General features: G+C 43.9%; 29 protein-coding genes. 13 read left to right on the top strand and 16 right to left on the bottom strand.

Annotated elements, in window-relative coordinates; genetic code table 11:
* A complete protein-coding gene (locus tag BTO10_RS18055) occupies positions 1 to 543 on the bottom strand; it encodes a glycine cleavage system protein R (protein WP_004741657.1) in 543 nt (180 codons plus the stop codon).
* Between the two features lie 374 nt (positions 544 to 917).
* Here BTO10_RS18055 and dapA point away from each other — a divergent pair, with 374 nt between their 5' ends.
* Both dapA and bamC read left to right on the top strand, forming a co-directional pair.
* The gene (gene dapA / locus BTO10_RS18050; RefSeq protein WP_105025408.1) at positions 918 to 1,796 is read left to right on the top strand and encodes a 4-hydroxy-tetrahydrodipicolinate synthase; all 879 of its coding nucleotides are present in this window, start codon (positions 918 to 920) and stop codon (positions 1,794 to 1,796) included.
* Positions 1,797 to 1,845: 49 nt separating this feature from the next.
* Positions 1,846 to 2,892, top strand: coding sequence for an outer membrane protein assembly factor BamC (gene bamC / locus BTO10_RS18045; RefSeq protein ID WP_105025407.1), 1,047 nt, complete (start codon positions 1,846 to 1,848; stop codon positions 2,890 to 2,892).
* Between the two features lie 124 nt (positions 2,893 to 3,016).
* Here the strand turns inward: bamC and BTO10_RS18040 are convergent, their stop codons facing one another.
* The 4 genes from BTO10_RS18040 to BTO10_RS18025 all read right to left on the bottom strand — a co-directional run bounded on the left by BTO10_RS18040 (position 3,017) and on the right by BTO10_RS18025 (position 5,563).
* Positions 3,017 to 3,223, bottom strand: a complete 207-nt coding sequence (locus BTO10_RS18040) for a DUF2897 family protein (RefSeq protein ID WP_105025406.1) — start codon at positions 3,221 to 3,223, stop codon at positions 3,017 to 3,019.
* A gap of 8 nt (positions 3,224 to 3,231) precedes the next feature.
* Positions 3,232 to 3,906, bottom strand: coding sequence for a M15 family metallopeptidase (locus tag BTO10_RS18035; protein ID WP_105025405.1), 675 nt, complete (start codon positions 3,904 to 3,906; stop codon positions 3,232 to 3,234).
* 44 nt (positions 3,907 to 3,950) lie between these two features.
* Positions 3,951 to 5,087 (bottom strand): succinyl-diaminopimelate desuccinylase, encoded by a 1,137-nt coding sequence (gene dapE, locus BTO10_RS18030; RefSeq protein WP_105025404.1) that lies wholly within the window; start codon positions 5,085 to 5,087, stop codon positions 3,951 to 3,953.
* 128 nt (positions 5,088 to 5,215) lie between these two features.
* On the bottom strand, positions 5,216 to 5,563 hold the full coding sequence (locus BTO10_RS18025) for an ArsC family reductase (RefSeq protein ID WP_004741664.1): 348 nt from the start codon (positions 5,561 to 5,563) through the stop codon (positions 5,216 to 5,218).
* Between the two features lie 205 nt (positions 5,564 to 5,768).
* Here BTO10_RS18025 and BTO10_RS18020 point away from each other — a divergent pair, with 205 nt between their 5' ends.
* Positions 5,769 to 6,056 (top strand): winged helix-turn-helix domain-containing protein, encoded by a 288-nt coding sequence (locus BTO10_RS18020; RefSeq protein ID WP_004741665.1) that lies wholly within the window; start codon positions 5,769 to 5,771, stop codon positions 6,054 to 6,056.
* A 49-nt stretch (positions 6,057 to 6,105) separates the two neighbouring features.
* Here the strand turns inward: BTO10_RS18020 and BTO10_RS18015 are convergent, their stop codons facing one another.
* Together BTO10_RS18015 and BTO10_RS18010 are read right to left on the bottom strand one after the other, a co-directional pair.
* Positions 6,106 to 6,438 (bottom strand): DUF4156 domain-containing protein, encoded by a 333-nt coding sequence (locus BTO10_RS18015; protein WP_032554388.1) that lies wholly within the window; start codon positions 6,436 to 6,438, stop codon positions 6,106 to 6,108.
* Between the two features lie 12 nt (positions 6,439 to 6,450).
* Entirely contained in the window at positions 6,451 to 6,795 is a 345-nt protein-coding gene (locus BTO10_RS18010; protein WP_004741667.1) for a DUF2956 domain-containing protein, read from the bottom strand.
* A 110-nt stretch (positions 6,796 to 6,905) separates the two neighbouring features.
* Here BTO10_RS18010 and BTO10_RS18005 point away from each other — a divergent pair, with 110 nt between their 5' ends.
* The 5 genes from BTO10_RS18005 to BTO10_RS17985 all read left to right on the top strand — a co-directional run bounded on the left by BTO10_RS18005 (position 6,906) and on the right by BTO10_RS17985 (position 12,221).
* On the top strand, positions 6,906 to 7,367 hold the full coding sequence (locus BTO10_RS18005; protein ID WP_105025403.1) for a DUF2919 domain-containing protein: 462 nt from the start codon (positions 6,906 to 6,908) through the stop codon (positions 7,365 to 7,367).
* 65 nt (positions 7,368 to 7,432) lie between these two features.
* A complete protein-coding gene (locus tag BTO10_RS18000; protein WP_105025402.1) occupies positions 7,433 to 8,356 on the top strand; it encodes a Dyp-type peroxidase in 924 nt (307 codons plus the stop codon).
* 120 nt (positions 8,357 to 8,476) lie between these two features.
* Entirely contained in the window at positions 8,477 to 9,607 is a 1,131-nt protein-coding gene (locus BTO10_RS17995) for a flagellin (RefSeq protein WP_105025401.1), read from the top strand.
* A gap of 241 nt (positions 9,608 to 9,848) precedes the next feature.
* Entirely contained in the window at positions 9,849 to 10,982 is a 1,134-nt protein-coding gene (locus BTO10_RS17990; protein ID WP_008222983.1) for a flagellin, read from the top strand.
* A 114-nt stretch (positions 10,983 to 11,096) separates the two neighbouring features.
* On the top strand, positions 11,097 to 12,221 hold the full coding sequence (locus BTO10_RS17985; protein WP_105025400.1) for a flagellin: 1,125 nt from the start codon (positions 11,097 to 11,099) through the stop codon (positions 12,219 to 12,221).
* Between the two features lie 100 nt (positions 12,222 to 12,321).
* On the opposite strand, the gene crr is transcribed toward BTO10_RS17985, so the two are convergent.
* From crr to cysZ, 5 genes are all read right to left on the bottom strand, one after another.
* Complete coding sequence (gene crr, locus BTO10_RS17980; RefSeq protein WP_004737851.1) at positions 12,322 to 12,831, bottom strand: PTS glucose transporter subunit IIA; 510 nt, start codon at positions 12,829 to 12,831, stop codon at positions 12,322 to 12,324.
* A 106-nt stretch (positions 12,832 to 12,937) separates the two neighbouring features.
* Positions 12,938 to 14,662, bottom strand: coding sequence for a phosphoenolpyruvate-protein phosphotransferase PtsI (ptsI, locus tag BTO10_RS17975; RefSeq protein WP_004737852.1), 1,725 nt, complete (start codon positions 14,660 to 14,662; stop codon positions 12,938 to 12,940).
* A gap of 136 nt (positions 14,663 to 14,798) precedes the next feature.
* Positions 14,799 to 15,056 (bottom strand): HPr family phosphocarrier protein, encoded by a 258-nt coding sequence (locus tag BTO10_RS17970; protein WP_004734263.1) that lies wholly within the window; start codon positions 15,054 to 15,056, stop codon positions 14,799 to 14,801.
* A 302-nt stretch (positions 15,057 to 15,358) separates the two neighbouring features.
* On the bottom strand, positions 15,359 to 16,327 hold the full coding sequence (gene cysK, locus BTO10_RS17965; protein ID WP_061034185.1) for a cysteine synthase A: 969 nt from the start codon (positions 16,325 to 16,327) through the stop codon (positions 15,359 to 15,361).
* A 218-nt stretch (positions 16,328 to 16,545) separates the two neighbouring features.
* Complete coding sequence (gene cysZ, locus BTO10_RS17960) at positions 16,546 to 17,301, bottom strand: sulfate transporter CysZ (RefSeq protein ID WP_105025399.1); 756 nt, start codon at positions 17,299 to 17,301, stop codon at positions 16,546 to 16,548.
* A gap of 228 nt (positions 17,302 to 17,529) precedes the next feature.
* On the opposite strand from cysZ, the gene zipA reads away from it, so the two are divergent.
* From zipA to cueR, 5 genes are all read left to right on the top strand, one after another.
* Positions 17,530 to 18,591: a cell division protein ZipA gene (zipA, locus tag BTO10_RS17955; protein WP_105025398.1), complete on the top strand. Its 1,062-nt coding sequence runs from the start codon at positions 17,530 to 17,532 to the stop codon at positions 18,589 to 18,591.
* A 92-nt stretch (positions 18,592 to 18,683) separates the two neighbouring features.
* Positions 18,684 to 20,696: an NAD-dependent DNA ligase LigA gene (ligA, locus tag BTO10_RS17950; protein ID WP_004737857.1), complete on the top strand. Its 2,013-nt coding sequence runs from the start codon at positions 18,684 to 18,686 to the stop codon at positions 20,694 to 20,696.
* Positions 20,697 to 21,219: 523 nt separating this feature from the next.
* Positions 21,220 to 22,320 carry a porin gene (locus BTO10_RS17940; RefSeq protein WP_105025397.1) on the top strand — a complete coding sequence of 367 codons (1,101 nt, stop codon included), beginning with the start codon at positions 21,220 to 21,222 and terminating at the stop codon, positions 22,318 to 22,320.
* Positions 22,321 to 22,418: 98 nt separating this feature from the next.
* Complete coding sequence (locus BTO10_RS17935; RefSeq protein WP_105025396.1) at positions 22,419 to 23,225, top strand: DUF2057 family protein; 807 nt, start codon at positions 22,419 to 22,421, stop codon at positions 23,223 to 23,225.
* A gap of 93 nt (positions 23,226 to 23,318) precedes the next feature.
* A complete protein-coding gene (cueR, locus tag BTO10_RS17930) occupies positions 23,319 to 23,711 on the top strand; it encodes a Cu(I)-responsive transcriptional regulator (RefSeq protein ID WP_004737861.1) in 393 nt (130 codons plus the stop codon).
* Positions 23,712 to 23,775: 64 nt separating this feature from the next.
* Here cueR and BTO10_RS17925 read toward each other — a convergent pair whose 3' ends face one another.
* From BTO10_RS17925 to BTO10_RS17910, 4 genes are all read right to left on the bottom strand, one after another.
* Positions 23,776 to 23,955: a hypothetical protein gene (locus BTO10_RS17925; RefSeq protein WP_004737863.1), complete on the bottom strand. Its 180-nt coding sequence runs from the start codon at positions 23,953 to 23,955 to the stop codon at positions 23,776 to 23,778.
* 319 nt (positions 23,956 to 24,274) lie between these two features.
* The gene (locus BTO10_RS17920; RefSeq protein WP_105025395.1) at positions 24,275 to 24,724 is read right to left on the bottom strand and encodes an NfeD family protein; all 450 of its coding nucleotides are present in this window, start codon (positions 24,722 to 24,724) and stop codon (positions 24,275 to 24,277) included.
* Between the two features lie 3 nt (positions 24,725 to 24,727).
* Complete coding sequence (locus BTO10_RS17915) at positions 24,728 to 25,657, bottom strand: SPFH domain-containing protein (protein ID WP_004737866.1); 930 nt, start codon at positions 25,655 to 25,657, stop codon at positions 24,728 to 24,730.
* Positions 25,658 to 25,860: 203 nt separating this feature from the next.
* On the bottom strand, positions 25,861 to 26,715 hold the full coding sequence (locus tag BTO10_RS17910) for a co-chaperone YbbN (RefSeq protein WP_105025394.1): 855 nt from the start codon (positions 26,713 to 26,715) through the stop codon (positions 25,861 to 25,863).
* Positions 26,716 to 26,739: the final 24 nt, after the last annotated feature.

The following is a 26,739-nucleotide window of genomic DNA, read 5'->3' as shown; positions in this document are numbered from 1 at the left end:
TTAAAGACTGTTTTTAATAAAGTTGAGCGAGCCTTGGACTGATAGGCTCTGACACAGCGAGTTGAATTCTTCTTGTAGCTGCATCAAATTACATTCTGACTGCACAGAAGCGGTAATAGAGATATGGAATTGGTCGTTATCGAGCTGGACCTTAGATTTATTGATCGTTTGTGCGCTCAGCGAGTCGAGGCCGATGTCTCGGTCTGCAAAGAATTGTGTGAACTGCTCGGTCAAGCCGAGTTTGTCATCTGACTCAACGAACACTTCGAGCGTGTAGGAGTTCTCTACCACATCATGCGGAGAGGTTCGCTTCATAATCGTAATCAAGTCGTGCTCTTGGCCAAGCAAGGGCAGGGTGGTTTCAACACGGGTGATGTTGTTTGCTTTACCAGACAGCAGCATGATAAGCGTAAATTCCTCGCCAAACAGGGCGATACGGCTATCAATAATGTTACAGCCTGATTGAGTGACCAAGTGAACCACTTGGTTACAAACACCTGGGCGATCTGTGCCCACAGCTGTGATTACTAGATGTTGAGTCATAAAATCACGTCTCTATATATTCCATTGATTCATGCATGTTAGCACAGTTAGCAGGAGGAATAAGCGTGCAAGCGGGGCTTTTTATGACTCATCTTGCGTCTAACTGGCAACAAATGAAAAGAATATCTAAACCGCGAAAACGCAAGTTTGTCGAATGGCTGTACAGCTTACCTGATATTGACATTGACGGTTTTCCTATCCGTTAGATTGAGCCCAAGTTATACAAATTTTAGGCTGAATGGCGCGATAAGCCGTTTTACCTCAAACATACGACAATATTTCATACCGATGTTGCCGCTAAGCCACTTTAATGTCTTGTGTTTATTGATTGGCTTACAGTAACATGCAAAAAGAATAAATTAACGGAGATAGACATGTTTTCAGGAAGTATCGTTGCGCTAGTGACGCCATTTAATACAGACGGCGAAGTGGATTTCGACAGCCTTAAAAAGTTGGTTGAGCACCATGTTGCTGCTGGTAGTGATGGCTTGGTTGCGGTTGGCACAACCGGTGAGTCTTCAACACTCACTATTGAAGAGCATGTTAAAGTCGTTAATAAAGTCGTCGAATTTGCTGATGGCCGTATCCCTGTTATTGCTGGCACTGGCGCAAACGCGACGCACGAGTCAGTGCTATTCAGTCGTTTATTGAACGGTTCTGGTATTGCGGGTTGCCTGAGCGTAACACCTTACTACAACAAACCGACTCAAGAAGGCTTGTACCAACACTACAAGGCGATTGCTGAAGTAAGTGATGTTCCTCAAATCTTATACAATGTACCAGGTCGTACAGCAGTAGACCTATTACCAGAGACAGTTGCTCGCCTTTCTGAGATCGAAAACATTGTTGCACTTAAAGATGCGACGGGTGATCTCGACAGAATTGCAATTCACCGTGAACTTTGTGGCGAAGATTTTATCTTACTAAGTGGTGATGACTTAACAGGTCTAGAATTTGTTAAGCGTGGTGGTGATGGCGTGATTTCTGTAACGAATAACGTTGCAGCGGCGGATATGGCTACTATGTTCAAACTTGCTAAAGAGGGTAAGTTTGCAGAAGCAGAAGCGATCAATGAGCGTTTGATGCCTCTACATAAGAATTTGTTCGTTGAGTCTAACCCTATTCCCGTAAAATGGGCGGTTCATAAAATGGGTCTGATCGCTGAAGGTAGCTTACGCTTACCTCTGACTGAACTGTCAGAACCAGCTCAACCTGTTGTTGCTCAAGCAATGACTGAAGCGTGTATTTACTAAAAACGTATGAAGTGATGCCGAAGCGAACCTTCGGCATTTAGGAGTGTAAATGAAGTATTCTCACCAGCTAGTGATTGGGTCACTGGCTGTTTTCGTTCTTACAGCATGTTCTGGCAGCCCGACTCAACGTCGTCAAGCCAAAGATGATTTCGAATACTTAGAAACGCCTGAGTTTTCACAGTGGCAGTTGCCAGAAGAAGCTCAGCCTCAGTTCTACCCAAACTTTGACATTCCAAGCGGTGAATTCAGCGGTGGTGTAGGGCGTGATGTGGATATTCGCCCACCGCAGCAGGTGCTTGAATTGATCCCTGGTGCTCGTACTGAGCGTCAAAATGGTGAAGTAACATTATGGCTGCTTCGCGCAGAAGAGGCAGACCGAGTATGGCAGACTGCTGTCGACATGTTAGCTCAGCGTAGCATTGGTATTCGAGAGCAGTCAGAGAACGAGATTGAGACCGATTGGGTTACTTGGGTTTCTGAGGACGAAGACGTAGAGATCGGCAGCCGCTACTCTATCTCTCGTTTCCAAGCGAACAACCGTTATGGCTTCAAGATTAATCTTATCGACTGGCGTGAAGGTAATAAAGATAAGCCAGTAACGGCAACCAACAAAGAACGTTACAACGCTTTCTTAACCAATTTAGTGATGGCTAAATACGATGAAAACTTACGTGCTGAAGCAGCGCTGAAAGCACAAGAGTTAGTGAAGCGTATTCCAATCTCAATGGGGGCCGATCGTAGCGGTTTACCAGTGATTATTGCTCGGACTCCATACAACCTATTCTGGCAGCGTTTGCCAACCTTGTTACCGGCGATGGGCTTTGAGCTTGAAGAGCGTAACCAATCTCAGGGTACGGTTAAAGCTAAGTACGCAGCACCAGATGATGAGTTCTGGGAAGAAGTTGGCTTGCAACCTGTTGACTTAAAATCAGGTACTTATAACTTCCTGTTTGGTGATCTTGGCAACCGAACGTCAATTAACGTGACGGATGCGTCAGGTAAGCCAGTAGAAGAGAAGCTGCTCAAGTCGTTGGTTCCTGTTCTAGCACACGTTGCAGACCAAACCAAAGATGATAAAGCGGCGGAAGCTGAGTAAGCAAACCTTGATAGGTTAAAGGGCCTCGGAAAATAGGCCCTTTTAGTTCAGCCAATGTTTCAGTGTAAACAAATAAAAAGAGGACACATTGTGTCCTCTTTTTTGTGTTCGTTTGACCGTAAGATTAGCTACCTTTGGTCTCTTTCGATTGAGCTTTCTCTTGGTTCTGCTTATCTAGCCGATTGAGCTTGTCCAAGTCGCTCTCTCGTTTGCTGCGGCTTGTCTTTCCGAGATCCATATTAGCGGTCTGTTTTAGAGCTGCGATGTTACCTACCACAACGCTAACCACGATGATGATGATAACCCAAGGGTTTGTAAGCCACTCTAACATAAGCGCTCCTAATGGCTGATGTTTGCTACGAAGCGCGCATAGATATCGTCTAGCTGCTCCATAATAATCTCATACCCTAATACTGGCTTAGATTTGAGCTGCTTGCCAAGTAAAGTCGGGGATAACTGTGATAAACACAGCTCTGAAACGTTACGATGGCTAATATGCCAAGGTTCTATCGCCACACCACCAAGATCTTGGCTATAGGGAAAAAAGAACCCCAATTGTTCAGCATTAGCAGAGAGCCATTGATAAAACGCTTGTTGGTGGCCAGTAAGGTATTCCCAAGGCTCTAGTTGCAGCTGTGCACCTTCTGGAAGGTGGTTACGAGCAAAGACATCGAAGTCACAGCCCCAGTGGTGTCGACTCGCTCCAGGAAGCGCAGACCACCTTAGAATCGCCGACAACTTTTGATGTTCAGTGAGTGTTGATGCATCAAGTGGTTGGCTATCAGAATTTAAGATCGGGGCTTCACCAGAAAACTTACGGTTCCATATCAGCGATTGCCTGTCATAGTCACGAAAGCCACTGGCGATCTCCATTTTAAAACCAGCAAGCCGAGCAGCTTCAATCAAACTGTTTAGGTCGTCGATAACGTCATTGTGTACCAAGAAGGTCTTAGTACCAATTAGTGTCGGTGCCAGATGAGAATCTGATTGTCCGGTAAGCTGCTCTGGTGTCATAACGCGTCTCTAATGTTTGGAAGTGATACTTCGCTAGGAAAGATCTATTTAGCGAACAAGTTCACCAACGTTCTTTCGTACATGTCAGTTAGCTTCTCTAAATCTGCTACTTTCACGCATTCGTTAACTTTGTGAATGGTCGCGTTAACTGGGCCTAGTTCAACCACTTGTCCACCCATTCGGGCAATGAAGCGACCATCAGACGTACCGCCGGTTGTCAGCAGTGCTGGCTTAACATCATTAACGTGACCAACGGCATCAACAATCGCATCGAGCAGTGAGCCTGCGTCTGTTAGGAACGGGTCACCATTGAAGGTCCACTTAAGATCGTATTCGAAATCGTATTTATCGAGCGTTGTTGTCACGCGCTCAACGATAACGTCATTGCTTAACTCTGTGCTAAAACGCAGGTTAAACTGAACATTAAACTCACCTGGAATCACGTTAGACGCGCCAGTACCCGCACTCACATTCGGAATCTGGAAACTGGTTGGTGGGAAGTAGTCATTGCCTTGGTCCCACTCCGTCGTCGCTAGCTCGTGAATTGCCAGTAGAGAGCTATGTACCGGGTTATTCGCTAGGTGAGGGTAGGCAACGTGACCTTGCGTACCTTTAATCGTTAGATCGCCTGTGATAGAGCCACGACGGCCGTTCTTCACCACATCGCCTACAAACTCAGTGCTTGACGGTTCACCAACAATACACATGTCGATGTTCTCACCGCGTGCCATTAGAGCTTCAACAACACGTACCGTACCGTTGATGAAAGGGCCTTCTTCATCTGAGGTGATAAGGAAGCCAATTGAGCCTGAATGGTCTGGGTATTTCTCAATGAATTGCTCAACAGCAACAATCATTGAAGCCAGAGAACCTTTCATGTCTGCCGCACCACGACCGTATAAGTAGCCATCAACAATGGTTGGCTCAAAGGGCTTGGTGTTCCATTGTTCGATTGGCCCGGCTGGTACCACGTCTGTGTGACCTGCAAAAGCAAACAGAGGTGCTTCAGTACCTCGGCGAGCCCAGAAGTTCGTCGTATCCTCAAATACCATTACTTCGATTTTAAAACCGAGTGCTTTTAAGCGATTAATCATTAGCTCTTGGCAGCCTGCATCTTCAGGGGTTACCGATTGACGGCTAATGAGGTCTTTTGCCAGAGCCAAAGTTGGGCTATCTGTCATCCTTGAATTCCTTGTTTAAATAAAACGTCGAGTCATTAATTTCAGGCGTTGAACAGAGCACGCTCTACGCCTTGTTATCTGTTCTAATATTGCTTATTGCGCAAGTTGTTGATTATAAAAGTTACTGATTACGCAAAAATAGCCGCGTACTGGTCAGCTTTAAAGCCGATGTGAAGTTTGCCATCGACTTTCAAAATAGGGCGCTTGATCATCGCTGGTTGTTCAACAAGCAGAGTGATTGCCGTTTGCTCTGTTAACGTGTCTTTTTGCTCTTGAGAAAGCTGACGATAAGTCGTGCCACGTTTGTTTAGTACTAGCTCCCAGCCAAGTTCTGAACAGAAGCTTGTTACCAACTCTTCAGTGATGCCTTGTTTGCGATAATCGTGAAATTCGAACTCGATACCTTCAGCTTCGAGCCATTTCTTTGCTTTTTTAATCGTGTCGCAATTTGGGATACCAAACATTGTGATAGTCATTATTCTTCCTCTGGGTGATTTTCTTTCATTGTTATGAATTGAATCCTATCAGGAAGCGGCAATTCAGACAAAATAGAGTGAGGAATATTTCATTGAGCGAAAAAAAACAGTAAGAAAATGTCACTATTGGAGACTTATTGATCAGCCTCAACATGTTGTCAGCGAAAAAAGAAATAATTGAGTTGCACATATATAGGAGGTGTCAATGGAGTTGAGTCCTGTTTTTGCAAGGCGGCTATATTTAGCATTGTTAGTTGAAAGCCTTGATAGGCCAAATGTGCCTAAACTCATCGAAAAAACGGGTTGGCCTCGTCGTACTATTCAAGATGTACTCAAGGCGTTACCGGGGATCGGTATCGAACTTATGTTTGTTCAAGATGGGCGACGTCATAATGATGGCTATTACCAGTTATCCGACTGGGGACCATTTGACAGTCAGTGGGTTCTCGAACGAAAGGGCGATATAGCAACAAGCCTTGGATTTAGTGCATAAGCCAGCGAAAGCTGGCTTTCTTTTTGGGGGCGGCTAAAAGAGAGGCTAACTACTTACAAAGATAAGCGGTACCAAGCATGGTAACTGAAGTGGAAAAATCTTGAGGTAGGGTAAAGATGACCGTATCTGCACCAAGCTGGATCGCGTTGGTTTTAAGCTCATTCATCGCACCCTGAATCAAGGTATCATTCGGGTAAAACAGGTAGCTGTACCAATGGCCTTCGCTACCAGTGACTTCCCCTTTATACTCACACTGGTCGATATTAATGATGCCGTGATAATCCATTATCACACCGTCTGCCTCGTCATGAGGTACTGAAGTGGGTGTGGTACACCCCAACAGCATGCTACTCACTGCTAGTGCCATCCATTCCTTTTTCATAAGTTTGTCCTGTTATTGCATCAAATAAATCGCAAAACCTACCCAGCTCACGATTAATAGTATCCATGGCAATTTACTTGAGTGATTTGATGTCGCTTCAACACTCGATGTTGCACTGTGCTCTTGTTCTATAGCCGCTTGTTGAGTTTGCTTTTCTTTTTGTACGCGTTTCTTCGCTTTATCTGCTTGGCGGTTGCGTTCTTTCTGTTGTTTCTTGTAAAGCGCGATGCCTTTCTCAATACCCTGAGCAATCAATTTGGTTTGTTCTTTGGTTTGAGCTGGCCTTTGAGTCGCTTTGGCTATCTTCAGTGCCTCTTGTTGAGATTCAACAGATGGTGTATTAGTTTTCTTTTTCATACTGAGTTCGATAATTAAAAACGTATTAACCAATAAGATAACGTAAACCTAACTAAGTATGAATGATTTGCGTTAAAGTGTTGGTTTGAAAACAAGTGAAAGTGAGATTTGTGCGGTACTCCATAGAACAATACGACAAGCACGGCTTCTTAAAGGCGCCAATCTTATTATGGTTAGGTTGGCTGTTTCTTGCGAAAGCTCTCGTCGTTTTCATCGTTGCAGGTGCAAGTAGAGAGTCGGGAACCGATATTCTCGAGATCATCTATCCGGATCATCACATGTTTTATGTTGGGATTGCCTTGAGTGTCCCTAGCTTGTTACTGATGTGGTTATTTGGGCTAAGATCTCCAGAGAGAAAGTGCCTCAATAAAGTGGTGTCATGGGGACGTTGGGTGACCATGGCCGCTATTCTAGCGCAGGGCTCCCATACTATTTATTTAATCTATTTGGATAACGGTTGGTTCCGTTGGTCAAATGGTCTGACTCTATTGTTGCTGCTGTGGTTAGCGCTTTATCTAACCAATAGCCATGCAGCACGGGATTGCTTTAAAGTGGTTGAGCACGAAGACTGATTCTCATCAAAACATTTGTCCCATTCACAATTATACTTAGAAGCTAAAACTGGAAGGAATAATCTATGCTTAATGTCTCAAATGAGCAGCCTAACATTCAAAGTGCTATTTTGCCTGAAGCTGGGCCTTTCGCTCTTTACGTTCAACTAAAAGTGAATGCTAACACTGCTAATGTACTAGCAGAAATCCAAAAGATTCCAGCGCTAATCGAAGAGCTAAACCAAACTCAACCAGATGCGAACCTGACGGCTTCAGTTGCGTTCTCTAAGGCGTTTTGGGACAAGTTCGAGCAAGCAGCTCCTACTGATCTGATCGACTTCCCAGCGCTTGGCGAAGGCGATGTTACCGCACCTAGCACGCCAGCTGATGTACTAATTCATTGCCATTCAAACCGACACGATCTGCACTTTTTCATCTTACGTAAATTGCTATCTGAAGTAGCGGCAGACGTTGAAGTGGTTGATGAAACTTACGGTTACCGTTTCCTAGATTCTCGTGATATGACGGATTTCGTCGACGGCACTGAAAACCCGAAAGACGCACAACGCGCAGAAGTTGCTATTGTTCCTGAAGGCGAATTTGCAGGCGGTAGCTACGTGATGGTGCAGCGTTTTGTTCATAACCTTCCTGCTTGGAATCGATTGAATGTATCGGCGCAAGAAAAAGTGGTTGGTCGTACTAAGCCTGACTCAATCGAGCTAGATGATGTTCCAGCTGCATCTCACGTTGGTCGTGTAGATATCAAAGAAGAGGGCAAAGGCCTTAAGATCGTTCGTCACAGCCTACCTTACGGCACAGCAACGGGCGACCATGGCTTATTGTTCATTGCTTACTGTAATGTTCGTCATAACTTTGATGCGATGTTAGAGAGCATGTACGGCGTAACCGATGGCAAAACAGACCAACTGCTTCGCTTTACTAAGGCAGTGACAGGTGCTTACTACTTTGCTCCTTCAACTGAGATGTTGAGCGCATTAACGATTAAATAAGTCGTCTCAATAACAATGAACAAAGGGAGCCTCAGGGCTTCTTTTTTATTAAAGCTTTATCTGAATTGGTCGATATAAAAGTAATCGTGAGTGTAATTCATCTTTTTTACGTGAAGGTCTATGGCTATAACTGTTAATACCAATGTCTCAGCGCTGGTGGCTCAGAGGAACCTCTCTAATGCCAATAACATGCTGAACCAATCTTTGGAGCGCTTGGCTTCAGGGAGTCGTATTAATAGTGCCAAAGACGATGCTGCAGGCCTTCAAATCTCCAACCGTTTAGAAGCGCAGATGAGTGGTATTGATGTCGCTGTTCGCAATGCGAATGATGGTATATCCATTATGCAAACTGCCGAAGGCGCGATGAACGAAACCACTAATATCATGCAGCGTATGCGTGACTTGTCACTGCAAGCGAGTAATGGTTCGAATAGCCAATCGGAAAGAACGGCCATTCAAGAAGAGATTACCGCATTAAACGATGAACTAAATCGTATCGCAGAGACGACGTCATTTGGGGGCAAGAAACTTCTCAATGGTAGCTTTGGTAGTACGTCGTTTCAGATTGGTGGCAGCTCAGGCGAGGCGGTTCAAATTGGCCTCAAAAGCATGCGCACTGATGACATCAACATGGGCGGTTTTAGCTATGTCGCGAATGGCATGGCCAATGACTCGTGGGCAGTGAAATCAAACCAGAATGATATGACGATGTCGTTTACCGATCGTTTTGGTCAGCCTCAAGAGATCACCATTAATGCGAAAGTTGGCGACGATATTGAAGAGTTGGCGACCTACATCAATGGTCAAACGGATCTGGTCTCAGCTTCGGTTAATGATGGACAGCTTCAGATTTACATGTCTGGTGAAGATACCTCTGGCACCATCTCTTTCTCTGGTTCACTCGCTAGTGAGCTGTTGATGTCGGCGGGTTACTATGAATCGGTGAATGACATCAATGTTACGGATGTGGGTGGGGCACAACGTGCTGTTTCTATTCTAGATACCGCGATGAAATATGTGGATAGCCATCGCTCTGAACTAGGTGCGATGCAAAACCGCTTTGACCACGCCACTAACAACCTTGAAAACGTACATGAAAACTTGGCTACTTCAAACAGTCGAATCAAAGACACCGATTACGCTAAAGAAACCACTCAAATGCTGAAACAGCAAATTCTTCAGCAAGTGAGCACCACCATTCTGGCTCAAGCGAAGCAAGCGCCAAATCTTGCTTTAACCTTATTAGGTTAATAAAAACACAAAACCTCGCTCGACTGACTTCTCGACAACTTTAGCGTTTTTCTTATCTTTTTTTGATAATTTTACTACCAGTCACGCTTTCCTATCCTTTATCGCTATTTCTTTAATTTTATTGTTTTTTTCCTAAAGGTTTCGCCAATTACGCCGTTATTAAAAGTAACTTTGAGAGAACTACTTGGTTTTCCGAGACGTCGGAAACCGCAATACCGGAAAATCAATTGGAGAAATCACCATGGCAGTGAATGTAAATACCAACGTTTCAGCGATGACTGCGCAACGTTACCTAAACAACGCAAACAGCGCACAACAAACATCAATGGAGCGTCTAGCTTCTGGCTCTAAAATCAACAGCGCAAAAGATGACGCGGCGGGCCTACAAATCTCTAACCGTTTGAACGTTCAAAGCCGCGGCCTAGACGTTGCTGTTCGTAACGCGAACGACGGTATCTCTATTGCACAAACCGCTGAAGGTGCAATGAACGAGACAACCAACATCCTGCAACGTATGCGTGACCTTTCTCTACAATCTTCAAACGGCTCAAACTCAAAAGCTGAGCGCGTAGCGATTCAAGAAGAAGTAACAGCACTGAACGACGAGCTAAACCGTATCGCGGAAACAACGTCTTTTGGTGGTAACAAGCTACTTAACGGTACTTACGGTACACAATCATTCCAAATCGGTGCGGATAACGGCGAAGCGGTAATGCTGAACCTAAAAGATATGCGCTCTGATAACGCTCAGATGGGGGGTAAGAGCTACCAAACTGAGAACGCTAAAGACAAAGACTGGAACGTACAAGCGGGTTCAAACGACCTAAAACTATCGTTCACAGATAACTTTGGTCAAGCGCAAGAAATCGACATCAGCGCAAAAGCGGGTGACGACATCGAAGAGCTAGCGACATACATCAACGGTCAACAAGACTCTGTTAAAGCGTCTGTAACTGAAGATGGCAAGCTACAAATGTTCGCGGGCAACAACAAAGTAAGCGGCGATGTGTCTTTCTCTGGTGGTCTTGCTGGTGAGCTAGGCATTCAAGCATCTAAAGAAGTGACGGTTGATACTATCGACGTAACGTCTGTTGGTGGTGCTCAAGAGTCTGTAGCAATCATCGATGCGGCACTTAAGTACGTAGATAGCCACCGTGCAGAGCTGGGTGCTTTCCAAAACCGTTTCGACCACGCAATCAGCAACTTAGACAACATTAACGAGAACGTTAATGCATCTAAGAGCCGTATTAAAGATACCGACTTCGCGAAAGAAACGACTCAGATGACTAAGTCTCAGATCCTTTCTCAAGCTTCAAGTTCGATTCTTGCTCAAGCGAAACAAGCGCCAAACTCGGCACTTAGCCTACTAGGTTAATTAACCTAATACGACGCGATACAAAAGCCAGGCTCACCCCTGGCTTTTTGTTTATGCAAATCACGTATTAGCTACACCGAATAGGGCAGATGATAAAGAGTTAGTATCGATTAGATGGTCTCTTTAAATACCAATGTCACTGCGATGATGACGCAGCGACACCTCAGTCATGCGGCCGAGCAAAACATAGAGTCTCAGCGAAACCTCACCTCAGGTTATCGTATTAACTCCGCCAGTGACGATGCTGCAGGTCTGCAAATCTCCAATACTCTTAACGTTCAAACTAGAGGGCTTGATGTCGCCTTGAGAAATGCACAAGATGCGTATTCGGTGGCACAAACTGCAGAAGGAGCTTTGCATGAGAGCAGTGATATATTGCAACGCTTGCGCTCTCTGGGGCTTCAAGCGGCAAACGGCAGTAATGACTCAAGTGATCGGCAAAGTATTCAATACGAGGTCGTAGCGCTGCAAGATGAGCTTGATCGTGTCGCGATCACGACGACATTTGCAGATAAAAACCTGTTTGATGGTTCTTACGGCTCGCAAAGCTTCCATATTGGTGCAAATGCCAACTCTATCTCTCTGACACTGCGAAATATGCGCAGTCACATCCCGGAGATGGGAGGGCATCATTATGTTGGTGATGCGGTCGATAAAGATTGGCGAGTCACTAAAGATAGTCAAACCCTTAAATTTGAATACCAAGACAGTAAAGGGCAAACCCAAACAGAATCTATTCGGCTCAAGCTAGGAGGTCGCATCGAGCAAGTTGCTACTTATATCAATGCGCAGCAATCGATAGTGAGTGCCTCAGTGACTGAAAACAATGAACTGCAATTCTTTGCCTCGACGCTGAATGCACCTGAAGGTGTAACGTTAGAGGGCAGTTTAGCGGATGAGCTTGATGTTAGTGCTGGTGCGTTAGTCACAATGGACAACATCGATATGTCGACTGTTGGCGGGGCGCAGCTTTCAATTGGAGTCATTGACGCGGCAATTAAGTATGTTGATTCGCATCGAAGTGAAATAGGTGGCTTCCAAAATCGGGTTAGTGGCACGATGGAGAACCTTAATACGGTGAACCGGAGTGTGACTGAGTCTAAAGGGCGGATACGCGATACGGATTTTGCGCGTGAGTCGACGGAGATGGTGCGCTCACAAGTTCTTCAAGATGCGACTACCGCATTGTTAGCCCAAGCGAAGCAGAGTCCGAGCTCGGCACTTGGCTTGCTCAGTTAAATGACTTACAGCGATGAACATCGCTCAGGAACAAAAGTTTCAGGTAATAAAAACGCCACCCTTAGGTAGCGTTTTTATTAAAGCAGATAAGTAATCGAGATTACTTAGTTACTTTAAGGACTGGAGTTTCGCCAACAGTTACAGAACCAGAAAGCTTGTTCAGCTCTTTGATTTCGTCCATGTTAGAGATAACAACTGGAGTAAGCGTAGATTTCGCTTTCTCTTCTAGAAGCGCTAGGTCGAAAGTGATGATAGTGTCACCAGCTTTAACAGATTGACCTTCTTCAGCTACGCGAGTGAAGCCTTCGCCTTTAAGTTCAACAGTATCGATACCGAAGTGAACGAAAAGCTCGACACCGTCGTCAGACTCGATAGAGAATGCGTGGTTAGTTTCGAAGATCTTACCGATAGTACCGTTAACTGGAGCTACCATTTTGTCGCCAGCTGGTTTGATCGCGATGCCGTCACCAACGATTTTCTCAGCGAAAACTACATCTGGCACATCTTCGATGTTTACGATTTCACCAGAAAGAGGTGCGATGATTTCGATTGCACCAGCATCAGCGCTGTCATCAGATACAAGCTTTTTCAGTTTGTCAAACAGACCCATTGTGTCATGCTCCTAACGTTTAGTTTTATTCTGTAGAATATACTATACCAATCTAACAAATTAGACGACTATTTTTAGCCGTCTAACTCTATTAAGAATTTGGCGATTACTGAGATTTCTCAGCGATGAATTTTTCCACGCAAGCTTCAATTTCAGCAGCTGTAGGTAGAGATAGTGCTTCGTCAGCCATAGCTTTAACTTCTGCGAAGTTAGAGTTACGGATTACTTTCTTAACTTTAGGGATAGAGATGCCGCTCATAGAGAACTCATCTAGGCCCATACCAAGAAGAAGTAGTGTTGCACGCTCATCACCAGCAAGCTCACCACACATACCAGTCCACTTACCTTCAGCGTGTGATGCGTCGATCACTTGCTTGATTACTGTAAGAACAGCAGGAGATAACGGGTTGTATAGGTGAGAAATCATTTCGTTACCACGGTCTACCGCAAGAGTGTATTGCGTTAGGTCGTTAGTACCGATAGAGAAGAAAGATACTTCTTTCGCTAGGTGGTGTGCGATTGCAGCTGCTGCTGGAGTCTCAACCATTACGCCAATTTCGATGTTTTCATCGAAAGCTAGGCCTTCAGCGCGAAGTTCAGCTTTGTACTCTTCGATTGCTTTCTTCAGTTCACGGATCTCTTCAACAGAAATGATCATTGGGAACATGATGCGTAGTTTACCGTGTGCAGAGGCACGTAGGATACCACGTAGTTGGTCACGTAGGATTTCACGACGATCCAAGCTGATACGTACTGCACGCCAGCCTAGGAACGGGTTCATCTCTTCTGGAAGATCCATGTATGGAAGATCTTTATCGCCACCGATGTCCATAGTACGGATGATCACTGACTCACCGTTCATTGCTTCAGCTACTTCTTTGTAAGCAACGTATTGCTCTTCTTCAGTAGGAAGTGCGTCACGGTCCATGAATAGGAATTCTGTACGGTACAGACCAACGCCTTCACCGCCATTACGCAGGATACCGTCACAGTCTTTAACTGTACCGATGTTGCCGCAAACTTCTACACGGTGACCGTCTAGAGTTTCAGCATGCAAATCTTTTAGTTTTGCTAGTTCAGCCGCTTCTGCTTCGAAATCTGCTTTGATTTTCTTAGCTTCCGCTAGTTCAGATTCAGAAGGGTTGATGATGATTTTGTTGTTCATCGCGTCTAGCACAAGCATGTCGCCGTTCTTAACTTGCTTAGTGATATCGTTAGTACCAACGATAGCTGGAAGCTCAAGAGAACGTGCCATGATTGAAGTATGAGATGTACGACCGCCGATGTCACAAGCGAAACCAAGAACGTAGTCTAGGTTGATTTGCGCAGTTTCAGATGGCGTTAGGTCGTAAGCTACTAGGATAACTTCTTCGCTGATGTCTGATAGAGACACAATGTTGATGCCCAGAGCGTTTTTAACAAAACGAGTACCGATATCGCGGATATCAGTTGCACGTTCTTTTAGGTACTCATCATCAAGAGATTCAAGTGCAGTCGCTTGCTCTTCGATCACAGTGTGGATCGCGTTGTCTGCGTGCATTTTTTCTTTCTTGATGAGTGCTAAAATCTCTTCTTCTAGCTCTTCATCTTCAAGCAGCATGATGTGGCCTTCAAAGATTGCTTCTTTTTCTTCGCCAAAAGTTTCAAGTGCTTTTTGCTTAACAACTTCAAGTTGTTGAGCTGATTTGTTACGAGCGTCAAAGAAACGCTGTACTTCTGCTTCAACTTGGTCGTCAGAGATAGATTGAGTGTTTAGGACAATTTCATCTTCTTGAAGTAGTAGTGCTTTACCGAAAGCAATACCAGGAGATGCTAGGATGCCTGAAATCATAGCCTTACCTTAGTTGTTCAACTGTAAACGGGAGAGTGTGTGACTTTAAGTCGTCGACTAATGTCGCGCTTATTCCTATCTATTTCGAACAAAGCCACTTTGCTATGCAAAATGGCTTTGAAAGAAGGAGACCGTATTAGTGTAGTTGATCCATAAGAGCAACTAGGTGGTCAACTGCTTGCTGAGCTTGAGGACCTTCAGCTGAAATAGTTACGTTAGTACCTTTTACAAGGCCTAAAGTTTGTAGTTTGAACAGGCTTTTCGCGCTAGCGCTTTTGCCGTTAGAAGTCACTGTGATGTCAGCGTCGAAAGATTTTGCTTCTTTAACGAACTGTGCAGCTGGACGAGTGTGAAGACCGTTTTCTGCTGTGATTTCTACTTGCTTCTCGTACATTTTATATACCCCAATTAATTTATTTTTTGTAAGTTTGTAACCAGTTTAGCTTAACTGCTTTAGCCCAAATGCGCTAGAGGCTAGTACGCCATGTTCGTGTTAGAACTTAGACTGGTTATAAATTTTTATCCAGCCATGGTCATCTTTTGTTGAGGACTCACGACCTTCAGAATCTGTTTATTGCTTCTTTTATTTTGAAGCGAAAAATAAAACAGACCCGATATTACCAAAGGTGGGGCAGGGATCAACAAAAAAGCCCCTAAACGGGGCTTTTTTGGACGAAAAATTGATTTGACCACATATTATTGTTGGTTCTCTTTTTCCGTAAAGATACCTGCAAATAGCGCTGTACTTAGGTAACGCTCACCAGAACTTGGAAGTACAGTTACAATAGTTTTTCCTGAAAATTCAGGGAGTTCAGCAATTCTGTTTGCCGCTACCACTGCTGCACCAGAAGAGATACCTGCAAGAATACCTTCTTCTTTCATTAGTCGCTGAGCCATTTCAATCGCTTCTTCAGAAGTTACTGACTCGACGCGATCGATAAGTTCTAAATCTAAGTTTCCAGGGATGAAACCTGCGCCGATACCTTGGATTTTGTGCGGAGCTGGTTTGATTTCTTCACCTGCAAGCGCTTGTGCGATTACTGGAGATTCTGCTGGCTCTACTGCTACAGAAGTGATGGCTTTGCCTTTTTCACCTTTAATGTAACGACTTGTACCAGTGATAGTACCACCTGTACCTACACCAGCTACAAACACGTCAATTTCGCCGTCTGTTGCTTCCCAGATTTCAGGACCGGTTGTTTGCTCGTGAATTTGTGGGTTAGCTGGGTTGTTGAATTGTTGTAGTAGTAGGTATTTGTCTGGGTCTGAAGCAACAATTTCTTCTGCTTTAGCAATCGCGCCATTCATGCCTTTTGGTGCTTCAGTTAGAACTAGATTTGCGCCCAGTGCTTTAAGCAGCTTACGACGTTCTAAGCTCATTGATTCAGGCATCGTTAGTGTAAGTTTGTAACCGCGTGCTGCTGCTACGAAAGCCAGTGCAACACCAGTGTTACCACTGGTTGGCTCAACAAGTTCGATACCTGGCTTAAGAGTACCTGCTTTTTCTGCTTCCCAGATCATGTTCGAACCGATACGACACTTAACACTGAAGCTAGGGTTACGAGCTTCGATCTTAGCTAGGACGTTACCTTTGCTTACTTTGTTTAGGCGGACTAGAGGTGTATTACCAATCGTTAGGGTGTTGTCTTCGTAGATCTTGCTCATGCGATATTCCTTCATTTAATGACAGCACTAAACGTATGTATATCAATCACTTTACCGTCTAGTGTCTTTCGATGTTTGTTTAGCTTGAATTTAGATTAAACAAGTTGAAAAAAAGTAAAAGGATTAAAAAGTTATATCATATAGATATGTAGCAGAATTGACGCCTATCTACAGTGAAATCAGAACTTCAAATAGATAGGCGAATACAGAGGGGAGAATTAGCGAGAGCGTAGAGCTTGGTCTTTAAATTCAGCAACCCACATTGCAGTTGCACCACACACAGCCACTGGCATTACGATCAGGTTGAGAACAGGAATAGTAGTAAACACAGAAACAAGTGCACCAAAGCTATAGCTCTTACCTTGTTTTTGTTTCAAATTATTTCTCATGTCATCAAATTTGATTTTATGGTTGTCGAATGGGTAGTCGGCGTATTGAATCGCTAGCATCCATGCGGTGAAGATGAACCATAAAAACGGCGCAACGGTTTGACCGAGTGCCGGAATCAATAAAAGTAGGAATAAACCGATCGCTTTTGGCAGAACGTAGACAAGCTTGCGCCATTCTCTTGCTAAAATGCGCGGAGTATCTTTTAAAACATCGAGCAAACCATCGTCATTGACTTTTTTACCGCTAAGCAGTTCTTCGACTTTTTCTGAGAGTAGTCCGTTGAAAGGAGCGGCAATGAAATTGGCGAGTGTGCTGAAGAAATATGAAAAGGTCGCCAATACGGTTAACACTAATAGTGGCCACAAAACATATGACAACCAAGATAAGAAGCTCGGTAAACCTTCCATCCAACCTTCAATCCAAATGTTTAGATTCGAGAAGATATAAAAAAGCGCACCGCCAACGAGTAACACGTTAGCAAGAAGAGGAAGCAGTACAAATTTGCGAATGCTCGGAGACAACGCGATCTTTATACCGAAAACAAAATAGCCAAAGCCAGAGCGGGGAACAGATTCAATAGTCATATTTAATTAAGGTCACATGTGAATTTGGTTAAATAGCAAACACGTCTAGTGTACTCGACCAAAATTAAGAAAAAAAGCGTGGCGAAAATCACACCATCTAAGGAACTAATTGTATTAAGTTGTTCTAAAACAGTGGCTACTTTTGATAGAGTAGTGAGATTGGTCAAATTAACCCAACTTAGTGACAGCGTCTTTCCGCTAGTTGACTAAGAAAGCTGAGAGCGAAAAATGCAGGAATTGCGATTTGTACTCATTATTGTTGGCGCATTAGCTATCGCCGCATTATTGTTCCACGGTTTGTGGACGAGTAAAAAAGAAGGGAAAGCAAAGTTTGGAGATAAACCACTTGGCAAGCTAGACAATGATAGCTTAGACGATGCTGAAACCATCCCAAACCGTTCATTCGCCCCAGAAGATGATTTTGAGATAATCCGAAAAGAGCGTAAAGAGCCGGATTTTGCCATATCGCCGTCTGCGGCTGATCCGCTGCTCGATTCTGATCCGCTTACAGCACCACAACCAAAAGAAGAGCAACAAGACGATATCGAGTTGAATGATTTGCCTTCTTTCAGTGTTGAAGACCCTATCAAGGTTGATAGCGAACCGGAACATGTTGAACAAGCGGTAGAACCAGAGGTTCCTAGCTTCGAACTGACCGACGAGCAAAAAGAAAGCCATGCAGGTTTTAAAGAGCAGTACGGTTCTTTTGAAGAAGTTGCAGCTGAACAAGTTGAAGAGCCTGTCGTCGCAAGTGAGCTAATGGCTTCACAACAAACTTTTACTGCAAGTGAACCATTCGCAGCAAAAGAGAGTGTTGCTCCACAAGCAGCAGCTCCTGTTGAAGAAATAAAGCAAGATGAAGAGTTAGGCTTAGAGGTTATTGTCCTCAATGTTCACTGTGCTGGAGAGATCCCATTTGTTGGTACTGAACTTTTCCGCAGCATGGAGAACAATGGCTTAACCTACGGTGAGATGTCTATTTACCACTGCTTTGCACAATCAGCTGATGAGCCTAAGGTTATCTTCAGTGTCGCAAATATGATGCAGCCTGGTACTTTAGAGCATGATGCCCCAGCTGACTTTACGACTAAAGGTATTTCGTTCTTCATGACATTGCCATGCTATGGTCAAGCTGATCAAAACTTCAATGTGATGTTGAGTGCGGCACAGAAGATTGCTGATGATATGGGCGGAAACGTTTTGGATGAATCACGCAACCTAATGACACCAAACCGTTTATCAGACTACCGCAAACAGATTAGAGACTTCATGTCGGCAGCGAACGCTTAGCCATATTGTTTAGCCTAGTAAATAATCTATATTTATAGAAAAGGGCTCCTAAGGGAGCCCTTTTTGATATTTCAATCACGACAGAGAATGATATGAAAGAATCGATTCAAGTGACCTTAGAGCAGTTAAGAGAAACTCTGCACTATCATGCCGTTCGTTATTACGTAGAAGATAGCCCAGAGATCCCTGATGTTGAGTACGATCGATTAATGCAACAGTTGCTAAAGATCGAAGAAGAGAACCCAGAGCTCGTAACCGTGGACTCACCAAGCCAACGTGTTGGTGGTCAACCACTAGATGGCTTTACGCAAGTGACTCACGAGATTCCAATGCTCTCTCTGGATAATGCATTCTCTGATGAAGACTTGGATGCGTTCAATAAGCGTATGTCCGATAGAGCACCAACTGCGAACCTTAAGACTTTTTGTTGTGAGCCTAAACTCGATGGCCTCGCTGTGAGCTTGCTTTATGTGAACGGGACATTAGTTCAAGCGGCGACTCGTGGTGATGGCGCGACGGGTGAGAACATTACTGAAAACGTACGTACCATCAGTTCGATTCCACTTAAGCTACAAGGTGAAGGCTGGCCAGAACGTATCGAAGTCCGTGGTGAAGTATTCATGCCAAAAGCCGGCTTCGATAAACTGAACGAAATGGCGCTGAAGAAAGGTGAGAAAGTCTTTGTAAACCCGCGTAATGCCGCAGCAGGTAGCTTGCGTCAGCTGGACTCTCGTATTACCGCAAAACGCCCATTAGCTTTCTATGCTTACAGCGTAGGTGTGGTTGAAGGTGCAGAGCTCTCAAGTAGCCACTACCAACGTTTCTTACAGCTAAAAGGCTGGGGACTGCCAATGTGTCCAGAGACAAAGCAACTTAGCTCACTTGAAGACGTAAAGGCATATTATCAAGATATTATGACTCGCCGTGATGCTCTGGCTTACGAGATTGATGGTGTGGTGATTAAAGTCGATGATATTGCGGCGCAAGAAGTGCTTGGCTTTGTTGCTAGAGCGCCTCGCTGGGCGATTGCCTACAAGTTCCCGGCTCAAGAAGAGATCACGCTGCTTAACGATGTTGAGTTTCAGGTGGGTCGTACCGGCGCTATTACGCCAGTGGCTAAATTAGAACCTATCTTTGTCGGTGGTGTAACAGTAAGCAATGCTACGCTGCATAACGCCGACGAGATTGCTCGTTTGGGTGTCAAGGTTGGCGATAGCGTCATTATCCGCCGTGCTGGCGATGTGATTCCACAGATCGTTGCTGTTGTACAAGACCGTCGCCCAGACACGGCTAAAGACATCGTTTTCCCTGATGCATGCCCAGTCTGTAACTCTGCGGTCGAGCGTGTAGAGGGCGAAGCTGTAGCGCGTTGTACAGGCGGTTTGGTGTGCCAAGCTCAACGTAAAGAAGCGCTTAAGCACTTTGTATCTAGAAAGGCACTTGATGTTGATGGCCTGGGCGTGAAAGTCATAGAGCAGCTTGTCGATCGCGAGATGGTCGAGACACCAGCAGACCTATTTAAACTCAGTGCAGGTGTGATTACGGTGCTTGATCGTATGGGGCCTAAATCGGCCCAGAACGTGGTGAGCGCGTTGAATAAAGCGAAAGATACGACGTTAGCGCGTTTCCTTTATTCACTCGGTATTCGTGAAGTCGGTGAAGCGACTGCGATGAACTTAGCGCAGCATTTCAAGACATTAGAGCTAGTACAAGCAGCAACTCACGAGCAGCTCGTTGAGGTGTCCGATATTGGTGATATCGTTGCTAGCCATATTACGGCTTTCTTCTCACAAGAGAAAAACCGAGCGGTCGTTGAACAGCTTATCGAACTGGGTGTGAACTGGCCTGTGATTGAAGATGCGCCAGATGACCAAGAATTACCTCTAGAGGGCAAAGTGGTTGTGCTTACGGGGTCTCTATCTCAATTAGGCCGAAGCGAAGCGAAAGCGGCACTTCAAGCGTTAGGTGCTAAAGTCACAGGCAGCGTATCTAAGAAAACTGATATCTTATTTGCGGGAGAAGCGGCTGGTTCTAAATTAACCAAAGCACAAGATTTAGGTATCGAAATAAGAACCGAAGAAGATCTAATTGCTCTTCTTTCGTAAGTAAATTCAGGTAAAAAAAGCTCAAAGGCACTCGTTTTAAGGGAGTGCCTTTTTTGTATTTGCTATAAAAATGGTAGCTTTTTAATTGTTGAGAATTTTGTTCTTATACGAAGTACAAAATCAGGACAGTGACGGTGCTCAACATTAATGAAATAGCGTTCTAGTTGTATCAGAAATGCGAGTCATATCTATTTTTATAAAAGGTAATTTGTTTTAAGTTGCTGTTTTATATGGTTTTGGGTGTTGTTGTGTGTGGCCTTTTTAATTTATCGATCTGGATCACTAAGTACATGGTAAATTTGCACCAACTCATATTTTTTTAGATGAAAATTAAGTTCTCATTGATCTTTTTGAGGGCGAAGTTAGTCTTAATGCCATGGATGCACGATGTGTATACCCAGAAAGGAAATAGAGAATTCAGCGTTAAGGATTCTCAAACAAGAAAAGGTATTTCTCTCTACGGCGGCCAACTTTAGGTGGGGAATATTCAAACAGCTATATCCATTTTTAGGAGTTTTATTCCATGGAAAACAAAATTTTCAAACGTACTCTACTAGGTGCATCCGTTGCACTTTTATCGACAGGCGTAATGGCGAAAGAAGTTGGTATCAACTCTGACTTCAGCGTTGACGTATACGGTGTTGCAGCTATCTCTCTAGTTAACTACAACACAACTGATAACAACGACTCTAGTACTGGTTACGCTGTAGAGAACGAATCTCGTATCGGCTTCCGTGCTCATAAAGATATGTTTGATGATGTATTAATCACAATGCAGATCGAATCTGGTTACGTAGATAGCACAGACTGGTCTCACGGTGGTGTTTCAGGTGGTGTGCTAGGTTTCCGTGATACTTTCATCGGTGCTTCTGGCTCTTGGGGTAACCTACGTGTTGGCCGTGTTCTGACTCCACTATACGAAATCGTTGACTGGCCATTCTCTAACCCTGGTCTAGGTTCTGTATTCGACTGGGGCGGCATCAACGGTCACTACGATCGTCAATCTAACCAAATCCGTTACGATTCAGCTAAATTTGGCGGTTTCTCTTTTGCAGCTTCTGTTGGTCGTGACGATAACGACAATGGTGGTGGTGCAGCAACTCGTGACGCAAACTTCGTTGGCGCAAGTGCAAAATACAGCTTTGAGAAAATTACATTCATGGGTGCGGTTGAATCTGGTACACGTGTAGTTGACGGTTCGGGTGGCGACTGGTCTCTTGATGAAAATGGTAAACCAGTACAAGCTCCAGTAGAACCTGGTTATGATGACGATACTTTCGCATATATTGTTGGTTTTGAAGCTAGTCTACCAGCAGGTTTTGGCTTTGCGGCAGCGTTTAAGGGTGAAGAGTTAGATAGTCAATATCGTAAAGTTACTCAAGATTCTTACTCAATCATTGGTCAATATTGGAATGGTCCAATCGGTTTCAAACTAGGTTACGCAGCTAACCTTGAATCTGAAACAGACGGTAAGAAAGACGCTAACTCAGACAGCAACACAATCTCTGGTCAGCTAATGGCTGTTCACAATGGTTTCGTACCTTACCTACGTGTAGCGGGTCGTACTGTTGGTGACGCTGACACCGATATCGTCACTCGCGTTGGTCTTGAATACGGCTTCTAAGCTAGAATATTCAGCTTAAATAGTTAAATAAAAATCAAAACGCTGGTAAATTTTGTTTGCCAGCGTTTTTCCATAGTGAACATAAGGAATTAGTCATAATGAATAAAGTTAGTGTGGTTGTATTATCATTATTTTTGGGAGCTTGTAGTTCACTCGATTCACAAAGTAATTTTGCAGACTCAGTTGCTGATGTACAGCCCAAAGGTGGCTACATTAAAGTAACCGGTCAATCTTACGTAGCAGAAAATAGAGCAAATGTAGGCGCAGACATTCTCAAGTCGTCACTTTACTTTACATACAATAAAGAAGTCACACCGAATACAGCTCCAGAATCTTCAATTACTATGGACGTGAGTTACTTCCAAAGTTATAAAGCGTACGAAACGGTTAGTTTTTTTGGTAAGACGATAGAACTAGAAGAAAGACAAGTACCAAGAGAAAGCTGCAGCGAGCACTGTACTAAGACTCAATATATTAAGTTTCCATTAAGTGACGCTGATATTCAGCAAGCAAGAGAAAAGAATTTAGAATTTACGCTTGAAGGCCAAAACTCAGTAATGAGCACGACTTTTATCGTGCCGAAAGCGTACATCGACACAATTTATAACGGTGCAAATAATCATACAGCTATTGCGGTTGCTCCAGTCGCGGCTGTTCCAGTAGCAGCAGTTGTTGCTGAAGAGCCAAAAGCATCACAAGCGCAAGAGATGGTGAATTACTGGTATGGTGAAGCAACAAAAGAAGAGCAATCTGCAGTGACAGATTGGGCATTTAAGAATCGTAAGAACGCGAACCCAGCACCATTAGAAGGCTCTAAAGAGATCGAAATGGTTTCTTACTGGTTTAACAAACTAGATAGCGAAGAAAAATCTCAGACGATGATTTGGTTATTAGAGCAAGAGTAAGCCTTTAACCTAAGCTCCAAACTATGTTTTTCAACCGCAGTATTGTATAACAGCAGTACTGCGGTTTTTCATTTTAAGCTTACAGGTAACATTGTGAATATTGGTGAAGTAGCGAAACGTGTTGGTACAACAGCGAAATCCATTCGTTTTTACGAAAGTAAAGGCATGATGAGCCCTCCACATCGTTCAGAAAATGGCTACAGGCAATACGGTGAGATTCATATCGAACAGCTAGAGTTTGTGCTCAGAGCAAAAATGGTTGGGTTCACACTTGATGAGTGTAAATCCTTAGTTGAGTTAGCGATGAACCCCAATAGACAGAGCTTTGAAGTAAAACAGAAAGCGACTCAGAAGTTAGATGAAATAGAATTGAAGCTTGCGGAGCTCAATAAAATGAAGGCCCAATTGCAATCGTGGGTACATGACTGCCCTGGTGACGCTTCTACGGATTGTCCTATCTTAAACAATTTATCCGGCCGTACTTAGAGCATTTCAGTAATAAATATTAGTCAGGCTGTAAATGATATTACTAGCCTGACTTACCTACCTATCACAGCACTTTTCCGCCGTAATGTTTACAGATCAGTAGTGGTACATGAGTGACCGCGTTACCATCTGAACACTTAACAATAGGTCCCATATTACCGTTACCAGGTGATTGACTGCTCGCTAGAGCGCTTCCGAATGATAAGCTAAAAATAGCAGTAACAATGATTAGAAAATGTCTCATACAAACTCCATTAGTTTTATCTCCGATTGAGATAAGTGAAAGTATGGACAAGGTGAAGAAAATTTCAAAAATTTGACGGACTTAACATTTTTAATAATTATAATTAAGCGATAGTGAGGCGAACTATTCATATGTATTTTGGCTAACAAACTTGGCTTTCTTATGCCTTTTGGATTCATTCAAATTTTTTAGCTTTATGAAATAAGAACTTATTTTGTTATCAATTAAATCTATCATAATGATATTTAAAATATTATTGATGAATAAAAATGAAAAAAGCCTGCATTCATTGAAAATGCAGGCTTTTTATATTCAAAAATTATAAAGGTTCTATTACTAGAACTATTCCGTCTAAAGCAACAATCTTTATTTCTGTGCCTGATGGAATATCTTGGCTAGCTTTCGCTGACCAAGAAGAGTCTCCGAATTTAATGCGACAGCTACCTTTCTTTACGTCTTCACTAAGGATTAGCGTCTGACCTACCAGCTGCTTTTCTCTTTGGTTGAGCTCTCTATTTGAATCTGACTGCTTATCACTAGATAGTTGTCTTCTCCACCATAGCCAAGTAGTGATTAATGAGAAGCTAGCAAAAGATAGCCATTGCATCTGCCAGCCAATTGGTAGAGCACCCAAAAGACCACCGACCAACATGGCTGAGATACCAATCCATAGAAAGTAACCAGCGGTTCCAACCAGTTCAAGTGCAAGCAATGCTAGACCAAACGCCAGCCAATGCCAGTGGTTTACTTGTTCTAGTAATTCGACCATAAGTTAGTCCTTACTATTTGTATCATTCTTGTGTGTGAACATTTCTGCGATACCTGCAACAGAGCCCATTAGGCCAGTGGCCTCAAGTGGTAGCATGATGATCTTACCGTTTTCTGCTTGCCCAATTGACTTCAATGCTTCGGTATAGCCTTGTGCAATAAAGTAGTTCACGGCTTGCATGTCACCCTGAGCAATTGCGGTCGATACCATTTCTGTTGCTTTCGCTTCTGCTTCTGCCGCACGTTCACGTGCTTCTGCTTGAAGTATTGCTGCTTGCTTTTCACCCTCAGCTTTTAGGATCTCTGATTGTTTGTGACCTTCAGCTTTAAGGATCTCTGCTTGTCTTACACCTTCTGCTTCTAAGATATCGGCACGCTTGTTACGTTCCGCTTTCATCTGAGCATTCATCGCTGCAGTTAGGTCTGCTGGTGGCTGTACGTCTTTAATTTCGATACGGGTAACTTTTACGCCCCACGGGTTGGTGGCTTCATCCACGATGTTAAGAAGCTTGGTGTTGATCATGTCACGTTGACTTAGCATCTCATCAAGTTCCATTGAACCCAGTACCGTACGGATGTTAGTCAATGTTAGGTTACGAATCGCGTGCTCGAGGTCGTTGACTTCATACGCAGCTCTTGCAGCATCGATTACTTGTACAAAACACACCGCATCAATAACTACATTGGCATTGTCTTTAGAGATAACTTCTTGCGCGGGTATATCAAGAACTCGCTCCATCATATTGATTCGCTGACCGATTTTATCAATAAATGGGATGATTAAGTTAAGGCCTGGTTTTAGCGTATGTGTATAGCGTCCGAAGCGCTCTACAGTCCAGTTGTTGCCCTGTGGAACGGTTTTTACGCCTGCGAAGATAAAGAGCAACGCGACGACAGTAAAGACGCCAATAGTAATCAAGGTATCAATAGGCATACAAAGTCCTTTGCAAGTTTAAGTTTTGAATCGTTTATTACTCATACTGGCGCATATTTAAAGTGGGGGCAAATTAATAAATGAGAAATGGGCCATAAAACATTGATTTTATGGCCCATTATGAGTTTTGTATTCAAAAAGCTTATGAGTTGCTTTATCGAATTTGTATTTGACTACTTACTGTATAGGTATCAAGAACCTGATTAGTAAAGTAGAGAGTAAAGCTGACGGCGGTACTTACTGGCAACAGGATTGCCTTGTCCAAGTGCACTTAGGATATCCATGAACTCTTTTTTCATGTCTCCATCAAGAGCGTTGAGGTCTTTGATTAGGAAAGACCACAGTAGGTCCATCGCTTCTTCACTGCGGTTTACTTGATGGTATTGCAGTGCTAATTCTGATGCGGTTTTCGCATCGCTTGGGTTTTGCTTAAGCGCCGCCTCTAATGCTTGGATCTCTGGGCTATCGGCCGCTTGCTTATGAAGTTCAAGTTTGGCGACTAAGCCTTTGTAGTAGTTGTCTTGGTACTCGAGTGGAATTGTTGCTAGCTGAGCTTCTGCGAGGTCAAATTGCTGGGTTTCTAGTAAGCACTCTGCAATGGCCAGTTTAACTTCACCTTTGCTCGTTAGTTCAGCTGGAAGCTGCTGCATAGCCGCTAAAGCTTGAGTGTGCTCACCAGCTTGCATTTGCTCAAGTGCTTGGCGTAGCGCCAATTCATCTTGGCTTGGTAGGTGTTTGCCAAGCATTTCCACAATTTCTTCTATGCGCTGCGGACCACCTAGGCCATCGACAGGTTGACCGTTAACAAACAGTGCAATAGTAGGCAGTGCTTGAACACCAAATTGGCTAGCAATGGCTTGCTCTTGTTCGCAATTTAATAGCGCGAGCGTAAATGCACCATTGTATTGCTGCGTCAAGGTCTGTAGTTCAGGAATGACTTGAGCACTCTCTTGGCTCATTGGTGCCCAAAAATGGATGAGGACAGGGGTCTGCATCGAACCTTCTAGTACTTGACGAAAGTTCTGCTCATTAAGTTCAACAATATGCGGAGATTGCATTTACGTTCCTTGAGATTTGTTTTG

Source organism: Vibrio chagasii (genome assembly GCF_002954585.1).
Lineage (GTDB): Bacteria > Pseudomonadota > Gammaproteobacteria > Enterobacterales > Vibrionaceae > Vibrio > Vibrio chagasii_A.
This window is presented reverse-complemented; position numbering and strand designations above follow the sequence as displayed.